This is a genomic window from Paenibacillus sp. FW101-FHT12H11, from assembly GCF_058790355.1.
This window is the reverse complement of the sequence record NZ_JBYTCO010000013.1, coordinates 63,199-79,294: the sequence shown is the minus strand read 5'-3', so window position 1 is coordinate 79,294 and position 16,096 is coordinate 63,199. Positions and strand designations below refer to the sequence as shown.

The window sequence follows — 16,096 nt, the reverse complement described above, 5'->3', positions numbered from 1 at the left end:
TGATGGAAAACTTTCTAATTCAGTACGCTGCGCCGGTTATTGTACTGTTTTCTCTCGTATTTATACTTTTTTGGGTTACGAGAAGCAGTGATGTAATTGAATGAAATTGTCATTAACAACTGTAGTTTCCCATTGGAAAAATGAGGAATTTTTACTTAACACGATTTATTATATCGAATATAGCCAGACTTCGAAAAATAAGTGTTAGCTAACTATAAAAATGGGACAGCGGTGGACCAAGACTGAAAAATAAAGTCTTGGATTGCCGCTGACTTTATTGAACTAACGTTCTTCTTTAGTTGAGTTCTATCTCTGATTAGTATTTTCATTATAAATTATCTAAGGTGTAAGTTTGATTACTATAGAATATGGTTATGGTAGAAATCATAATACGTTGTTGTGACATGGTTAACTCCTTCCACATCTATTTGTTGAGCTAATGTTCTTCTATAGCAGAAGAAGCTACCATTTATGTATATATTCCGCTTTATAGTTCTTTAGCTTTTCGATTAAGTTTGTTGAATCATCGTCAATTAAAATTAAATTTTTATACGGCTCTTTTACAAACCCTTGTTCAATCATATGATCAAAAAGCGATAACATCGGCGTGTAGTATTGATTGATATTTAGTAAGGCACATGGTTTATTGTGATATCCTAGTTGAGCCCATGTAAATACTTCAAACCATTCTTCTAACGTGCCCGTCCCACCGGGGAGTGCGATAAATCCATCAGCACGCTCTGCCATTAAAGCTTTTCTTTCATGCATAGTATCAACAATATGAAGTTCTGTTAGATGTTCGTGAGCGATTTCCACATTAGCCAATTTTTTGGGTATTACTCCGATGACCTTACCACCAGACTCCATGACCGCATCGGCAACAGCCCCCATACATCCGACTGTTGCTCCTCCGTAGACAAGATCCAATCCATGAGCTACTAAGACTTTCCCTAACTTCTTTGCCTCATTCATATAAATAGGGTCATTTCCTGTGCCTGATCCACAGTATACAGCTATTGATTTCATATCTTCGTCCACTATCCTCTCTACACTTTCTTTTAATAGACTATCTCAAAGTTTGTCTCTCTTCAAGATAGGCTTAGTTTGAAGATTGAACCATTAAAAGTGAGCAGCTACCGGCACGGCGGTCTGCTCACTTACCTTTAAACAATGTAACTTGGCTGCTGTACCTTAGTGAGTTGCGATAACCTTCCCTTCTTTAGATGAATCCCCGCTTACTCGTTTTAAGGCAGCGAACGCAACTATGATACCGATCAGTGTAACCACAGCTGAAATGATAAACGCGGTATGGATGGACGAGTTAAGGGCGGCAGTACTCATCGTCTCCATTGTTGCGTTAGAACCGAGGGTAGCTGAGATAATAGCTATGATGACCGCGAGTCCAATAGCTCCTCCAATCTGCTGACCGGTGTTGATAACCGCGGAGGATACCCCTTGTTCGCTAGGATCGACCCCTGTACTTCCGGCGATGAACATTGTCGTGAAGACGAGAGCTTGCCCGAGTCCGATGATAATCGTCCCTGGAATTACTCCTAAGGCATTGCCCGTAGCCGATAACTGGGTCAGCAACAGGAAGCCTACACCTCCAAGTGCCATCCCTGATGCAATTGTCCCGGCGACTCCTACTTTGGCCAGCATGGGAGTGATGAGTTTTACTCCCAGAAACGCACTTAGGGTCAACGGTAGGAATGTAAGTCCAGACTGAATCGCTGAAAAATGCAGAACATTCTGGGTATATAGGGTTAAGAAGTAGTAAAGCGTACCGAACGATGCTGAGAAAAGAAAGGCGACGAGTGCGGCACCGGTTAGGTTGCGATTTCGGAACATGCGAAAGTTAATCAGCGGACCCTTGGAACGCTTCTCAATGACGACGAAGGATACGAGAAGTACGGCTCCAATCAGAACGAAAGGCAAGGTGTTTGAGCTAAGCCAACCTGAGATAGGAGATTGAATCAGATAGTAGACGACAAGAAGCATGCCAGCGGTAACCGAGATCGTCCCTGCGATGTCGAAGTGCTTGCGGCCGCTCAGTGCCGTGCTTTCATTGAGGACAACAGGTGCTAACAAAAGAGTGAATAGCGCAATGGGAACATTAACGAAGAACGTCGCTTCCCAACCTATAAAGCTAGTGAGTACACCGCCGAGCAGCAACCCTAGCGACATACCGACTCCGCCCATGGCAGCCCAGATACTCATGGCCTTATTCCGTTCAGCACCTTCTTCGAAGTTAGACATGATCAGCGACAATGTTGCCGGGGATAGCAGGGCTCCCCCGAGACCTTGCAGGCCTCTGGCTATGATAAGCATTATCTGCGATTCGGACAGCCCGCCAAGCAAAGAGCTCAGCCCGAATAGGAACATGGCAATCATGAACATTCTCCTTCTGCCCATTATGTCCGAGAGCCTGCCCCCGATCAGCAGAAACCCTCCGAATGCCAGGGAATACGCGCTAACGACCCATTGCAGATGGTTGGCGGAGAAGCCCAGTCCCTCACCCAGGGAAGGCATTGCCACGAAAATAATCGTATAATCCAGAGCCATAATTAATTGGGAGATGGCTAGCACGAGAAGCGCCAAACCTTTGAAACGGCCTCTATTCATTTTGTACATGCTCCTTTTTTGACTAAATGGTCTAAAAATTCCATTCCGGACTAATCGATCTAATAAATGCAGCAGAAAGGAGAGCAAAGCTCTCTCATCAGGCTTCCAGCATCGACAGTGTAACTGTCGTGACTTCTTCCAGCACTTTGGGATCGTTCGTTAACTTGGCCACTTGCGTTAAGGCATACCGCGAATGGTACAGATACCTGGCCAACATTTGTAGGTCTTTATCGGTGTTCAGTTCCTGCCGTTGCTTAGCTCGAATCAACGCTTCATAGAAGGCGCGCTCCAGTCGGATACGGTCCTCCTCAAACAAGGCGGCAATCTCCGGCTCGTGGGGGACTTGATCGATGGCGCTGGAAAGAATGAAGCACTCCTTGCGCCGATCCTCATCTTGAAGAACGAAGACGATCTCACGGAAGATCTCATGAATCGCTTCCTTGACGGACTCCGAATTCGCCAAATGATCAACAACGGCGGATGATTTCTCGTTTACGTAATGCTTAACGGCCTTGATGAAGAGATCCTTCTTCGTGCCGTACGTATCATATAAACTCTGCCGTGCGATGCCCAGCCCTTCGAGCAATATGGGAAGCGACGTTCCCTCATACCCATAATGACCGAACACTTCCATCGCTTTATGCAGAACCAGGTTCATGTCGAATTCTTTGCTTCGTGCCACGTAGAATCCCTCCTTTCCTCATCCCCATACTACCCTTAACAGATCGTTCGGTCAAGAATTGGAGTCATGTCCTTATTCAGCAAATCGCGTTAGATTTCAGAAAGTCCTACCTTCGTTCGAACGACGATAATGTAGGTTGGATAATTCCTTCATATTTTGACCATTCAGTCCGAAATTATCATAAAAAAATAGCCTAATTCCTCATTTTCCTTCACTCCCCTCGCTTGACGAATTCATCTTAGCATTTCTAGACTGAACAGTCAATAATTAATAGAAATTGTTGTAAAGAACATGGTGGATACGGGTTCCCATAAAAAAATACAGAACACCGGTAGTCGCTCCACAGTGTTCTGTCCTTGCATTCAAATACTGAATCTAAATTTATGAATCCTTCAGCAGGCTTTTCTTATTCGCAATTTTGTAATCCAGTACACCCAAAATTTTCTGCAAGTGATTGATTTGGTCCTGGAGCTTTCTTCTGTATGCTTGAACCTTATCATACACTTCAGGTGCAGACAGGATGTCTTCCTTGTAGGAGAGTGCTGCAAACTCTTTAATATCTTTAAGGGGAACACCTATCTTCTTCAAACAAATAATAAGCTCCATTAGCTGCATGTCTTCATTGTGATACATTCGTCGGCCATTTTCTCTTCTTTTTGCCCGGGGAAGCAGTCCGATCTTCTCGTAATAACGGAGTGCATCCTCTGTCAGTCCGGTCATCATTGAAATTTCCTTGATTGAAAAAGCGGCGCCGCTGCTCATCCTAAGACCTTCCTATCTTTTATGAAATTAAGTCACCATGGAATAACACCTTGCTCGTTGAAGAAGCCCCCTGTGGGTCCATCTTGTGCAAGTGTAGCATATTGGACAATGATTCGGGAACCTTGTTCCGGTGTCAGATCGCCGTATCCGTTATTGAAATCAGTAGCTACAAAACCAGGGCAAACAGAATTTACTTTAGCAGGCGTATGCTTCAAGGTAAAAGCAAGATGTGTGGTAAGCTGATTCAGTGCAGTTTTGGAACTGCTATAGGCCAACGCCTTAAAAGGATATATGCCACTAGCCGGGTCGCTATGCAGCGTTATTGATCCTATGGAGCTGGAAATATTGACAATCCGCGGGGCATCCGAGTTTTCGATGAGGGGGAGCATAGCTTTGCTGATCGCGAATGCCCCAAAAAAGTTCGTATCAAATGATCTCTTTAAATCCGATACGCTCAGATCCGCAAATTTATGCATAACACCAATTCCTGCGTTATTAATCAACACATCCAGTTTTCCATACGTTGTTGTGATTATCCGAGCTGCTGCATCAATAGTCGCTTGATCGGTCAAATCCAATTCGATACAGTGTGCATCAATTTCTTGGGCTTGCAATTTTGCTGCTGCCTCTACCCCGTTTTCCTGGTTTCTTGCTCCTAGCAGAACCGTATACCCTAGATTCCCCAATTGGCGGGCCGTTTCAAATCCAAGCCCTCTGTTGCCTCCCGTAATTAAAGCTACCTTCTTCATTTGTACGGTCATTTCTTCTCACCTATCCTTCTCTTTTTGAGCGGAATGACATGCATCATTACGCTTTTGAACATTACATCGCTCATGTTACAACTTGGTGTTAACACCAAGTCAAGCGGTAAATACAAAAAAAAGCCTGCCCTTTAGCTTAATGAAAAAGGAGCTGCTGCCGGCCACGGCGAACTGCTCCCTGCTTATTGTACTATCGCGCCCCCTTTGAACGACCCTTCATATTTCCCAAACTTCATTTAAGCATACTGTTGAATCAAAAATTGAACCTATAGCTTATTCTTTATTTGTACCTGTATTCTTTGTCAGCATTGGATTAAATGTATCGTTTAAAGGCATAGGCAATCAGATAGGTTTTATTATTGTATTAAGCATCATAGCGGTTCTTACTAAATTAATTGGAGGAGCCTTAGGAGCTAGATTAACCGGAATGAATAATCATTCCGCTCTCGCAGTTGGATCAGGAATGATCTCACGTGGCGAAGTCGCTCTAATCATTGCATCAGCGGGCTTGCAAGCAAATTTACTTCCCAATGAATACTTTACTTCTATTATTACAGTTATCTTAACCACTTTGATGCTCTACCGACGCTTAAATTTTATTTCAGAGATTATGCTGCAACAAGAAGCTCGCAATAACCAGGAGCTTCTATTGCCTGTATTAAGCTTATTCATGGACTTATTAGCACTTCTTAGTTATGGACAAAATTGGAAGGTTCATCTTATTAATGATAAGGGAATATTACTTTTCGTGAATACATGATTTCTACTTATGTGTCACAATAAACTAAGGAGTGTGACGCCGTATGGCAAACCCAAATCATCGCCACAAGACGGGTGAAAAGGTAACGGAAACTGGACATTATATTGATGGTGATGGAGGACACGTTGTTCTTCAGGCAGGTGATACTTTCCCTACTTGTCCTAAGACAGGAAAAGCAACCACTTGGAAGCATGAAGCATGAATAGGTAAACTTTTGGTGGAGACGCCGGCTTATGAGCTAGGCGTTTCTTTTTTCTAAATAAAAAAATGTTCAAAGCAATTATATGCCTCGAACAATTTTTTTATTGATATGCTTTTATAGTACTTCAAGGTCAATCTGATTTTTTTCGAAGCAGTCTCATTCCATTCGCGATTACAATGAGTGAACTTCCTGTATCCGCTAAAACAGCCATCCAAAGAGTTGATGTTCCCATAAAAATCATGACAAGAAACACAACTTTTACTAACAAAGAGAAAGCAATGTTCTGTTTTATAATTTTCAATGCTCTCCGACTTAAACTTATGGCATAAGGCAGCTTGGATAGATCATCTGCCATTAAAGCTACGTCTGCCGTTTCTAAGGCAGTATCTGTACCTGCTGCCCCCATCGCAATACCAACAGTAGCTGTGGCTAAGGCCGGAGCGTCGTTCACTCCGTCACCAATCATGGCAACATGACCATATTCCGCCATTAATTTTTTCATAGAAGCAACCTTATTTTGTGGAAGCAACTCAGCGTAATACTCGATATCCCCGAGCTTAGCGGCTACAGCATGAGCTGTTCCTCGATTGTCTCCTGTCAACATGACTGTCTTCTTAATTCCTATACGTTTTAACTGTTCAAGTGTAGATTTACTATTTGCCCGAACCTCGTCCGCTACAGCAAAAATTGCAAGTACTTGCTCACTGGTACCCATGAGCATAACCGTTTGCCCTTGTTGCTCTAATTCTTGAATTCTTGCCTTTATCTCTTCAAGGGAAACATTCAAGTCGTGAATAAACCATTTTGGACTGCCGATGAAATATTCCACACCTTGAATTGTAGCTTTAACACCTTGACCAGTGACAGAACTAAACGATGAAATTTCCTTCATCCGAATACCCTTTTGTTCTGCGAACCGAACAATTGCCTCTGCAACAGGGTGCTCCGACGAAGACTCAATTCCTGCTGCAATAGATAAGACTTCTTCCTCTTTTTGTCCATTCAAAGCGATGACTACCGTTACTTGTGGCATCCCTGCGGTTAATGTCCCTGTTTTATCAAAGGCAACAACGGAAACTGCACCTAATCTTTCTAGATGTGCCCCGCCTTTAATAAGAATGCCATTTCTCGCCGCGTTTCCTATTGCAGACACGATTGAAACCGGTGTTGAAATCACCAATGCACACGGACAGGACACGACCAACATCATGAGTGCGCGATAAATCCACGTTTGAAAAGGCTGACCAAAGAATACAGGAGGAATAATGGCTATGCCCACAGCAATAATTAGCACGGCAGGCGTATAATATTTAGAAAAAACATCAACAAAACGTTGAGAAGGAGCTTTTTGCGCTTGGGCATCTTCAACCATACTAATAATGCGAGATAAGGTATTATCTTTAGACAGTTTCGTTACTTCAACCTCTAGTGCACCCTGTTGGTTAATTGTCCCTGCAAATACTTCATCGCCTCTTGATTTCTCAACAGGAATCGACTCCCCAGTGATCGGGGCTTGGTTTATCGTTGAATGACCTTTGATAATGACGCCGTCCATCGCTATTTTCTCACCAGGTTTGATGATAACGGTATCACCAATTTGAATATCTTCAATGGCAATCATAGACTCGCGGCCATCTCTACGAACTAAGGCTTCTTTCGGAGAGAGATCCATCAGCCCACGGATTGATTTCCTAGTCCGATCCATCGTGTAAGCTTCTAATGTTTCACCCAATGAGAATAAAAATACAACCGCTGCACCTTCCTCCCATTGCCCGATAAGTGCAGCACCCACAGCTGCGACAGTCATGAGTAGATCCATCCCAATTGTACGGGACTTCAAACCATAAAATCCTGTTCTGGCAATCCGAAATCCACCAACAACAATAGCAACGGCATATAATACCGTTGAGAAGACCTGATTTACGAGATCACCAAATGTTAGAACCCATGCTAATGCAAATAATAGCCCTGATAAAAACGTAGGAAGAACTTTATTATTCCGTCTCCAGAAGCTTGCTTCGGCAGTTGGTCGAGTTAGACTCCCTGAATCTAATGTGGCCGTATACCCCGCCTGCTTTACCGTTTGTAGAATGCTTTGATCGGCCGTTCCATTATGTTCAACAGTCATCTTAGCAGCCCCATAGTTTACTGTTACCTGGTTCACAGCTGAAAGCGAGCCGACTCTCTTCTCAAGTTTTCGCGCGCAGTCTGCACAATCCATCCCATCTATTCGAAAGACGGAAACTTGATTCTCAGATGATTGTTGTTGAATACCATATCCTAAATTATTAATCTGTTTCTTAATAATTTCAAAATTAACTATCGGTTCTGTGTAAGCAAGACTCATCTTGGCAGTAGCAAAGTTAACAGAAACCTGATTTACTCCATCTAAGCGAGATACGGATCTCTCCAGCTTCACTGCACAATCCGCACAATGCATGCCTTCAAGTGTAATTGTTCGATTCACCGCTTCACCTAATGAGCTACCACAGCATGAATCACCATGGTGGTGATCGTGGTCATGGTGATGATCATGGGTATGGTCATGTGTGTGATCATGAACATGGTCATGTGTGTGATCGTGTGTGTGATCATGGACATGCTTTTTATCCTGATTTTGCGCACCCTCGCGTCCCTGATTTTGATGCAGGTCCTTTTTATTACCTCCGTTGTTGCAACAAGATGAATTAGAAGACATTAGAGATCATACTCCTTAATATCCATTAATATATGATTACATGTTCATGTATTAACTTTATATTATGTCGATCTCCTTATTATGTCAATCGTCAATAACCCAACGAAATGACTTTACTAAAAAAAGGGTTCCGTTGAAAGGAATCCCTTTTCAATATAAAAGCGCCTTAGAAATCAACACGTATTGCGATAACCAGTTAATTTAAAAACAAACTTCATTTCCCTCGCTAATTGTGTTACTATTTTATAAAATCGTGTTACTGCACACGTGAACAATAAATGGGGTGAAAAATTCATGATCGATGTCATCATAATCGGAGGCGGTCCTTGCGGACTTTCCGTAGGAGCCGCTTTGCAAAAGCAAGGCATGAATTATTTGATTCTCGAGAAAGGCGCTATTGTCAATTCGATCCTTTCTTTTCCCGTAAATATGCGTTTCTACAGCACTAGCGATAGGCTTGAAATTGCAGATATTCCTTTTCTGTCTGAGGAGGAACGCCCTTCTCGGCTGGAAGTGATGCGGTATTATCGCTCTGTTGTATTGAGACAGCAATTGAACATTTTAACCTATCATCATGTTACGCAAGTAGAACGTTACTTCGATCACTTTCGCGTTTATTGCCGTAATCATCATGGCCAAGAGAGCGTTTATGAAGCACGCCAACTTGTATTTGCAACAGGTATTTACGATCAACCGAGACTGTTGGAAGTTGCAGGCGAACAACTTCCAAAAGTAAAACATTATTATACAGAAGGTCACTCTTATGCAGGAAGATCTGTTCTTGTCGCGGGGGGGAAGAATTCGGCGATTGAGGCCGCAATCGACCTCTATAGAAATGGTGCGGAGGTAACACTGGTTCATCGGGGAACGTCCGTTTATCAAGGCATTAAACCGACACTCCTGCTCGACATCCGAAACCTGATTGAGAAAGACCGGATCCGCTTCTATCCGGAGGCATCGGTGACCGCTATTGACCAATCATTTGTTCATGTGACACAGGGAACCGATCTGATCAAGGTTCCCAACGATTTTGTTTTCTCTTTAATCGGGTATCGTCCTGATGTTGCCCTGCTACAGCAATTAGGAATAGAACTTGATCCTGCAACGCTGGTTCCTAAGTTTGACATGGATACGTTTGAGACCAATATACCGAACGTCTATGTCGCTGGTGTGGTGACTGGCGGAATTACGAATAAAGTATTTATCGATGATGGACGGCTTCATGGCCTCAATATTGCGAAAACGCTTGCTACGCTTCATTCATAATCATGATAATTTCGAAATCCTCTACCTAATAAGCAATAGGTCGAGGATTTTTTTTGTACTCCTATTTTTCCTTAGGTGTGAATTCTTGCCCATCAAAAAATGATATTTAATCACGCCATGATGCTTTCTGCAGTCTGCTCGCATTTGTAACGACAGATACAGAACTTAGCGCCATAGCTGTTCCAGCGATCCATGGTGTCAACAGCCCCATGAACGCAAGCGGTATAGCCAAGATATTGTACATTAATGCAAAAATTAAGTTTTGACGAATATTGCGCATGGTCTTACGACTCATCACCACAGCATCCGCAACGCCTCCCAAATCGCTATGAAGCAAATTGACATCCGCTGCGTCCTTCGCGATCTCTGAACCGGTACCTACAGCAATACCAATATCCGCAGCTGCTAAAGCAGGGGCATCATTCACGCCATCCCCGACCATAGCAACACGTTTCCCTTTTTGCTGCAGTGTTCTGACCAAATGAACCTTATCCTGTGGCAGCATTTCCGAATAGACCGTTGTTATGCCAGCTCTTTCAGCTATCGCTTTAGCTGTTTTACGGTGATCGCCGGTTACCATAGCCACAATGATTCCCATTTTTTTCAACCTTCTTAAAGCCTGAGGTGTAGATGCTTTTAATGTATCCATGAGTGCGATTACACCTGCAGGCACACCGTCCACAGCTGCAAATAACATCGTCTTGCCTTCCCTCTCTAACTGTTCTGTTACATATGCAAACCTTTGGATGGAAATCTCAGCCTGATTCATAAAAGCTCTGGAACCGACTAGAATCTCATGTTCATCTACTCGCGCCTTCACACCCAGGCCTGTTATTGCTTGTGAGGAGGTTGTCTCTTTAACCTGAAGTCCGCGCCGAACGGCTTCCTTCATAATTGCTTTCGCATAAGGATGTTCGATGCCATTCTCAGCAGCAGCAAGCATGCGAAGCAGGCGATGCTCCTGGCCCGGATCCGTGATGACGTCTGTCACACGGGGTGTTCCATGGGTAAGCGTTCCTGTTTTATCCATTAAAATGATATCGATCTGCTGCAATTGTTCCACATACTTGCCTTCTTTAAATAAAATGCCCGATTCCAGAGCACGGCTTGTGCCGACCAGTATCGAAGTTGGCGTCGCCAATCCTAAGGCGCAAGGGCACGCAATGACAAGCACAGCTATCGCTTTGAATAGCGCTCCTTTGAGATCCCCCGGAGTAAGCCATAGAGACCAAATACACAATGTCAGCAAGGCAAGCACCAAAACAGCAGGAACGAACACAGCGGCAATTCGATCTACATAACGTCCGATCTCAGCCTTCGAGCCTTGGGCTTCCTCCATCAAATGAATCATCTTACCGAGCGCAGTTTGAGACCCAAGAGCAGTTACTTGCATCGTAATGGCTTCATCTCTAATCACAGATCCGCCTATCAGGCGATCGTATTGACGTTTCTCTACAGGTACGGATTCCCCCGTAATGAATGCTTCATCAACAGCTGACCGGCCGCGAATAACTCGTCCATCCGCAGGAACAATTTCACCTGGCAGGATGAGGAGCATATCCCCAATTTTGACGTCTTTTATCGATATGACTTCGGACTGCATCTCATTTCTGATGATTGTGACAGTTTGCGGGCTTAAGCGGCGCAGTCGATGAATAGTCTTCATACTTCTTTCTTTCGCCGAAGCTTCCAGCCACTTACCAAGGAGAACAGCGGTAATAATCATGGCGCTTGTCTCAAAATAGACGGCATGCGGGTCAGCTCCTCCCGAACGAAGCATATGTATCGTCATGTAATGGCTATACAAGTAAGCGCAAGTCGTACTAAGAACGATAAGAACATCCATATTCGCACTTTTATTTTTTATGGCCTTCCACGCGTTATAATAAAATGGAGCACCTATTGCAAATTGAACCGGCGTAGCAAGCAGCCACTGGAACCATGGTTCCAAAAATAGATCAGGAATCCATAGGCTCGATGTCATGGTATAATGACGAACCATTGCCCACAGAAGAGGAAGTGTGAATAACGCCGAAATCACTAGTTTTGCTCCCAGTCCAACTATCGCTTGCTGAGAATCACCCGCTTCTTCAAAGCTTCTAGCCGAGTATCCCAGTTTCTCAATACGTTCAATAATTTCCCCTTTCAACTCTGTGCCTGCATCCAGCACTAATGCTGCACTTCCCATTGGTAAATTCACTGCAATTTCATGAACGCCTGCCATTTTGCCGATCACTTTCTCAATTCGCGCAGAGCAGGCTGCACATGTCATGCCCTCTATTTGCAGGTTTATTTTCTGATACGTTATTTGTTCGTTCAAGCTCTGCACCTCCGATATCAATTGCTCGCTTACTTGCAACTATATGGGGTGTGATCCAAAATCATGCTAGACTCTCTGAAACTTTTCATATCAAGTACGGTTAATTATCACAGAATGGACAAAGAAAAAGATCATTTCATCCCTAAAAAGGTTGAAATGATCTTTTATTCGCCATTTATAGATGGGGATTTCAACTGTTCCATTATTTCACCGTTATTGTCCCATAGTACATATACATACCGCAGTGAAACTTATAGGTTCCGGGTTTTAAATCTTTTAATGTAAAGAAATTATCCCCTTTTTCCAAATAGACATCCATGCCTAATTCAGGAGATGCTACACTCTTGATACAAGTCAAGCGGCTTTGTTTTTTGAAATTTAGCTTTGTCGGCACACCTGCCTGAACCTCGATATTGTTAGGATAAAAACCGTCATCTTTCACATTTATCGTAACAACTTGATATCCGCCTTGTTGCGTAACCGTGGGCTCCTCGGCTGATGACTCCGGTTGCTGAAAATAAAATAAAGCAAAAATAAAAAGACAAATCATAAGAACTCCCGAAATAAGACCAAATCTTGAGAATTTCGTTAAACGACTTTTCAAGCCAGTCCCCCCTTTCGAATCATAAAAAAATCAACCTAGCCAGTAAATCCGGCAAGGTTGATTATACACCTGAACATGTCATTAGATTGTGTCCTTTGTGCTAATAATATGAATGATTGATGAAAATTTAGTTTCAATCCAATGAACTTACCTCTACAGTTACGCCTCTAACTGAGAAACGGAAGTATCCACAGGAAGATTTTCTTCGGCATCTAACAGCTTATACAGCAGCAACATCGAAACCGCTAAGACAACATCCATGAAAACGATGGAAAGTGTCGGATAATCCGAAATCACCATAACACCCAGCATTGCCCCCATCATGCCTCCCATCAAACCTGCTAACATGCCGTCCAAAGAGGCAAGCAGATGCAAGAAGCTTCCGGATAAATAACCAACACTCATGCCAAAGGTGACTCCAATAACAGTTGATAGGAATAATTTCTCCAAAACAATTCCAGCTATTGTGCCGACTGCCAGACTGGATACCATAGCAATCGCCATAGCCGCCATCATGCCTGTCATTTTAGTTAAAACAGTTTTCTTAGTGCGTAAGTGAAGAATGAGAACGACAACTACAAGCAGGACGAAAATAAGAGAAGCAATACTTGTATTCACCGTTAAAGTAGAAGGCCCCATTTGGATCTCTGTCACTGAGTCCCCGTGTTCATGCGCGGCTGCTGGTAAACTGCGTGAACATGCACTTATGATCAGGAATAAACCGCATATTTTCACATAAATCCCTTGAGCTAATCTTCTCAACCGTCTTCACCTCTACTTTTTGCAGTTTAGCTTGCGCTCCAATTACCATTTCAACACATGGATCATGACCCTCCCTTCAGTCCAGCTCAGATTAACTGTCTAAAGTATACTTGAAAGCTGAAAGTTTGAAATGACTCATAAGGGCTATAGATGCAACTAAAAATGTTTTCCATAAGTTTGGATTTATCGCTTTGATCCGATAACCGGGCAGCCTGCCAATCAATAAAATGCATGAAAAAAAGGCTATCCGATAGCCAGGAAATTGGCTTTTGGACACCCTCTTTTCATTTTCACATCATAAATGAAATTATTTACTTGCAGGAGGCTGATAGTCTCCAGGTAACATGCCTGTTGAAATCGCCATGCGATTCCAACTATTAATGGCATTAATCGCCATAATTAAATCAACGTATTGTTCCTCATCGAAATGTCTCCGAACTTGGTCATACAAATCATCCGGCACGCCGGCATTTGAAATTCTGGTCACAGCTTCCGTTAGAGCTAACGCAGCACGCTCTGACGGCGTGTAAAACGGAGCTTCTCTCCATGCGTTGAGCAAATAGATACGCTGCTCTGTCTCTCCCATCGCTCGCGCGTCTTTCGTATGCATATCCAGGCAGTAGGCGCAGCCATTAATTTGCGAGGCGCGAATTTTAATCAATTCCACCAGTTTGCTGTCAAGCCCGCTCTTCTTCACGTACCCTTCCAATTTTAATAGTGTTTGTAGAGACTCCGGCTGTACTTTCGTATAATCCAATCTGATTTCCATGTGTTTGACACTCCTTAGTTTCTTTATTTTTAAAAGAAAATGCAGGCTTCATAGATCTTATTTCTTCGAGATATTATAGACAATATTAATCGTCGATTAACTATGTCTATAATATATCTCTTTCGTTTATGGCTGTCAACCGCACACCTCTCCCTATTTGACAAGGTTCCTAAATCCACCTAAGATGAGGTATAATAACTTTTTTTATCTGAAAGCAGGTGTTTGCATGCAGTATAGTATTGGCGTTGAATATGGACTGCATTGCTTAGTATATTTAATTGATATTCCTCCTGATGCTACGATTGGGATTAAAGAACTTTCCGCTTTTCAAGGTATTTCCGAGACGTATCTATCGAAGATTTTCAGTAAATTGACAAAAGCCGGCATCGTAAGCTCTGTCCCTGGAGTTAAAGGCGGCTATAAATTAGCCAAGCATCCTTCGGATATCTCGTTCTGGGATGTAGTCGAAGCAGTCGAAGGGGAGGCGCCTATTTTCCAATGCAAAAACATAAAAGATAATAGTTATTTATGTACGAAGGACGAAGAGGTTGCAGCATGTACCAAAGCTACTCCCTGTACGATTAACATGGCGATGCTGGAAGCTGAGGATAGTATGCGCAATGTTCTGCGCAACAAGTCGCTTACTTGGCTAAATGAGGAGCTTGATCGTGTCTTAACGCCTCAATCTCGTAAACAAACCCGTGAATATTTTGCTACTAGCAAGCAAGACACCTGACATCTTCCTGATGTTAGGTGTTTTTTTATACTGAACAAGAATTGACCAACCCCCCCTCTCCTTAACAATTTCTTAACGTCATTTTGTTGTAGAAATAATAGTCGCCTGCTAAAATCAATAGAAAACACAAATAAACCAAATAAAAAACAACTATTAATAGTTGTTTTTTATTTGGTTTATTCTATTATTAAGAAGGCGGCGGGCTTAATGAGTTTTTTAAGTGATTTTCGCACCATGGTTCTCGGTATTTTACTAGAGTCATTTCCGTTTATTCTGCTAGGTGTCGTAATTTCCGCTTTGCTGCAAACATTCATTAGTGATCAAACGCTGCAGCGATGGATACCGAAAAGAACAATTCCCGGCATCCTCTTTGGATGTCTGCTGGGCATCGTCTTTCCGCTTTGCGAATGCGGAATTATCCCTGTTGTGCACCGCCTGATCCGCAAAGGCATGCCGCCTTATATCGGTCTTGTCTTCATGATGGCCGGACCGATGATTAATCCCGTCGTGTTTACATCCACGTTCGTAGCCTTTCGTGCTCATCCGGAGATGGCCGTTGCCCGCATGGTATTGGCGTTTGCCGCAGCGGCTATGATTGGGCTATGGGCGGCCCGAGGTGTAGGCAATTCTGCGCTTCGCTCGCAAGTAGGCAATACGATTGAACAAGCCACTCCAATCAAAAAAAGCCCTAAACGACCTCTCCCGGTCCAACCACCAAAAGCAGCCGCATGGACGAACAAATGGCATGAAACCTTGGAACATGCCGCCATTGAAATGTTTGATGTAGGCAAATTTTTAGTTTTAGGCGCTACGGTTACTGCTTTGATGCAAACAGTTGTAAGCAAAAAATGGCTTCTCACATTAAGCGATGGTGATTTCACTCCTCATTTGTTTATGATGGGACTCTCCTACATCCTTTCCATCTGCTCCACGGCAGACGCCTTTATCGGCGCAACGTTCATTCCAGGCTTCAGCCTCGGCTCCGTGCTTGCCTTTCTCGTTTTTGGCGCTATGCTCGATATCAAAAGCACGATGATGCTGCTAAAAGTGTTCCGAATCAAAACCCTCGTGACGGTTATGCTCATTTCAGCTGCAGTCGTTCTGCTAGGTTCCGTCGCATTCGATCAACTGTATCCGTACTTATAGAATGGA

Annotated in this window: 16 protein-coding genes; 6 read left to right on the top strand and 10 right to left on the bottom strand. The window is 43.3% G+C overall.

The annotated features are described in order from the left end of the window. Nucleotides 1-2: 2 nt before the first annotated feature. Nucleotides 3-104 carry a cytochrome bd oxidase small subunit CydS family protein gene (gene cydS / locus AC3WTJ_RS33415; protein ID WP_492525571.1) on the top strand — a complete coding sequence of 34 codons (102 nt, stop codon included), beginning with the start codon at nucleotides 3-5 and terminating at the stop codon, nucleotides 102-104. Nucleotides 105-462: 358 nt separating this feature from the next. Here the strand turns inward: cydS and AC3WTJ_RS33410 are convergent, their stop codons facing one another. The 5 genes from AC3WTJ_RS33410 to AC3WTJ_RS33390 form a co-directional block, all read right to left on the bottom strand. Continuing rightward, entirely contained in the window at nucleotides 463-1,026 is a 564-nt protein-coding gene (locus AC3WTJ_RS33410) for an LOG family protein (RefSeq protein WP_492525569.1), read from the bottom strand. Between the two features lie 165 nt (nucleotides 1,027-1,191). Beyond that, nucleotides 1,192-2,622, bottom strand: a complete 1,431-nt coding sequence (locus tag AC3WTJ_RS33405) for an MFS transporter (RefSeq protein ID WP_492525567.1) — start codon at nucleotides 2,620-2,622, stop codon at nucleotides 1,192-1,194. 97 nt (nucleotides 2,623-2,719) lie between these two features. After that, nucleotides 2,720-3,304 (bottom strand): TetR/AcrR family transcriptional regulator, encoded by a 585-nt coding sequence (locus tag AC3WTJ_RS33400; RefSeq protein ID WP_492525565.1) that lies wholly within the window; start codon nucleotides 3,302-3,304, stop codon nucleotides 2,720-2,722. Nucleotides 3,305-3,685: 381 nt separating this feature from the next. Further along, nucleotides 3,686-4,066: a MerR family transcriptional regulator gene (locus tag AC3WTJ_RS33395; RefSeq protein WP_492525563.1), complete on the bottom strand. Its 381-nt coding sequence runs from the start codon at nucleotides 4,064-4,066 to the stop codon at nucleotides 3,686-3,688. Nucleotides 4,067-4,098: 32 nt separating this feature from the next. Beyond that, on the bottom strand, nucleotides 4,099-4,827 hold the full coding sequence (locus tag AC3WTJ_RS33390) for an SDR family oxidoreductase (RefSeq protein WP_492525561.1): 729 nt from the start codon (nucleotides 4,825-4,827) through the stop codon (nucleotides 4,099-4,101). 220 nt (nucleotides 4,828-5,047) lie between these two features. Here AC3WTJ_RS33390 and AC3WTJ_RS33385 point away from each other — a divergent pair, with 220 nt between their 5' ends. After that, nucleotides 5,048-5,587, top strand: a complete 540-nt coding sequence (locus tag AC3WTJ_RS33385; protein WP_492525871.1) for a cation:proton antiporter — start codon at nucleotides 5,048-5,050, stop codon at nucleotides 5,585-5,587. Nucleotides 5,588-5,630: 43 nt separating this feature from the next. Beyond that, nucleotides 5,631-5,789: a YjzC family protein gene (locus tag AC3WTJ_RS33380; protein WP_492525559.1), complete on the top strand. Its 159-nt coding sequence runs from the start codon at nucleotides 5,631-5,633 to the stop codon at nucleotides 5,787-5,789. Between the two features lie 130 nt (nucleotides 5,790-5,919). Here AC3WTJ_RS33380 and AC3WTJ_RS33375 read toward each other — a convergent pair whose 3' ends face one another. Further along, nucleotides 5,920-8,487, bottom strand: coding sequence for a heavy metal translocating P-type ATPase (locus AC3WTJ_RS33375; protein ID WP_492525557.1), 2,568 nt, complete (start codon nucleotides 8,485-8,487; stop codon nucleotides 5,920-5,922). Nucleotides 8,488-8,781: 294 nt separating this feature from the next. Between AC3WTJ_RS33375 and AC3WTJ_RS33370 the strand changes: the two genes are divergently transcribed. Beyond that, nucleotides 8,782-9,753 (top strand): YpdA family putative bacillithiol disulfide reductase, encoded by a 972-nt coding sequence (locus AC3WTJ_RS33370; protein ID WP_492525555.1) that lies wholly within the window; start codon nucleotides 8,782-8,784, stop codon nucleotides 9,751-9,753. A 106-nt stretch (nucleotides 9,754-9,859) separates the two neighbouring features. Here AC3WTJ_RS33370 and AC3WTJ_RS33365 read toward each other — a convergent pair whose 3' ends face one another. The 4 genes from AC3WTJ_RS33365 to AC3WTJ_RS33350 form a co-directional block, all read right to left on the bottom strand. Further along, nucleotides 9,860-12,073, bottom strand: coding sequence for a heavy metal translocating P-type ATPase (locus AC3WTJ_RS33365; protein WP_492525553.1), 2,214 nt, complete (start codon nucleotides 12,071-12,073; stop codon nucleotides 9,860-9,862). 202 nt (nucleotides 12,074-12,275) lie between these two features. Beyond that, nucleotides 12,276-12,677 carry a cupredoxin domain-containing protein gene (locus tag AC3WTJ_RS33360; RefSeq protein WP_157323897.1) on the bottom strand — a complete coding sequence of 134 codons (402 nt, stop codon included), beginning with the start codon at nucleotides 12,675-12,677 and terminating at the stop codon, nucleotides 12,276-12,278. A gap of 159 nt (nucleotides 12,678-12,836) precedes the next feature. Continuing rightward, nucleotides 12,837-13,439: a hypothetical protein gene (locus AC3WTJ_RS33355; protein WP_492525551.1), complete on the bottom strand. Its 603-nt coding sequence runs from the start codon at nucleotides 13,437-13,439 to the stop codon at nucleotides 12,837-12,839. Between the two features lie 307 nt (nucleotides 13,440-13,746). Then, complete coding sequence (locus AC3WTJ_RS33350) at nucleotides 13,747-14,208, bottom strand: carboxymuconolactone decarboxylase family protein (protein ID WP_492525549.1); 462 nt, start codon at nucleotides 14,206-14,208, stop codon at nucleotides 13,747-13,749. 226 nt (nucleotides 14,209-14,434) lie between these two features. Between AC3WTJ_RS33350 and AC3WTJ_RS33345 the strand changes: the two genes are divergently transcribed. Both AC3WTJ_RS33345 and AC3WTJ_RS33340 read left to right on the top strand, forming a co-directional pair. Further along, on the top strand, nucleotides 14,435-14,944 hold the full coding sequence (locus AC3WTJ_RS33345; protein WP_492525547.1) for an RrF2 family transcriptional regulator: 510 nt from the start codon (nucleotides 14,435-14,437) through the stop codon (nucleotides 14,942-14,944). A 207-nt stretch (nucleotides 14,945-15,151) separates the two neighbouring features. Continuing rightward, nucleotides 15,152-16,090 carry a permease gene (locus AC3WTJ_RS33340; RefSeq protein ID WP_492525545.1) on the top strand — a complete coding sequence of 313 codons (939 nt, stop codon included), beginning with the start codon at nucleotides 15,152-15,154 and terminating at the stop codon, nucleotides 16,088-16,090. Nucleotides 16,091-16,096: the final 6 nt, after the last annotated feature.

What these genes read in the sequence shown, in the direction of transcription:
- AC3WTJ_RS33380 (WP_492525559.1), top strand. Translation starts at nt 5,631, where the DNA reads ATGGCAAACCCAAATCATCGCCACAAGACGGGTGAAAAGGTAACGGAA.
- AC3WTJ_RS33375 (WP_492525557.1), bottom strand. Translation starts at nt 8,487, where the DNA reads ATGTCTTCTAATTCATCTTGTTGCAACAACGGAGGTAATAAAAAGGAC.
- AC3WTJ_RS33395 (WP_492525563.1), bottom strand. Translation starts at nt 4,066, where the DNA reads ATGAGCAGCGGCGCCGCTTTTTCAATCAAGGAAATTTCAATGATGACC.
- AC3WTJ_RS33390 (WP_492525561.1), bottom strand. Translation starts at nt 4,827, where the DNA reads ATGACCGTACAAATGAAGAAGGTAGCTTTAATTACGGGAGGCAACAGA.
- AC3WTJ_RS33405 (WP_492525567.1), bottom strand. Translation starts at nt 2,622, where the DNA reads ATGAATAGAGGCCGTTTCAAAGGTTTGGCGCTTCTCGTGCTAGCCATC.
- AC3WTJ_RS33370 (WP_492525555.1), top strand. Translation starts at nt 8,782, where the DNA reads ATGATCGATGTCATCATAATCGGAGGCGGTCCTTGCGGACTTTCCGTA.
- AC3WTJ_RS33410 (WP_492525569.1), bottom strand. Translation starts at nt 1,026, where the DNA reads ATGAAATCAATAGCTGTATACTGTGGATCAGGCACAGGAAATGACCCT.
- AC3WTJ_RS33345 (WP_492525547.1), top strand. Translation starts at nt 14,435, where the DNA reads ATGCAGTATAGTATTGGCGTTGAATATGGACTGCATTGCTTAGTATAT.
- AC3WTJ_RS33340 (WP_492525545.1), top strand. Translation starts at nt 15,152, where the DNA reads ATGAGTTTTTTAAGTGATTTTCGCACCATGGTTCTCGGTATTTTACTA.
- cydS (WP_492525571.1), top strand. Translation starts at nt 3, where the DNA reads ATGGAAAACTTTCTAATTCAGTACGCTGCGCCGGTTATTGTACTGTTT.
- AC3WTJ_RS33350 (WP_492525549.1), bottom strand. Translation starts at nt 14,208, where the DNA reads ATGGAAATCAGATTGGATTATACGAAAGTACAGCCGGAGTCTCTACAA.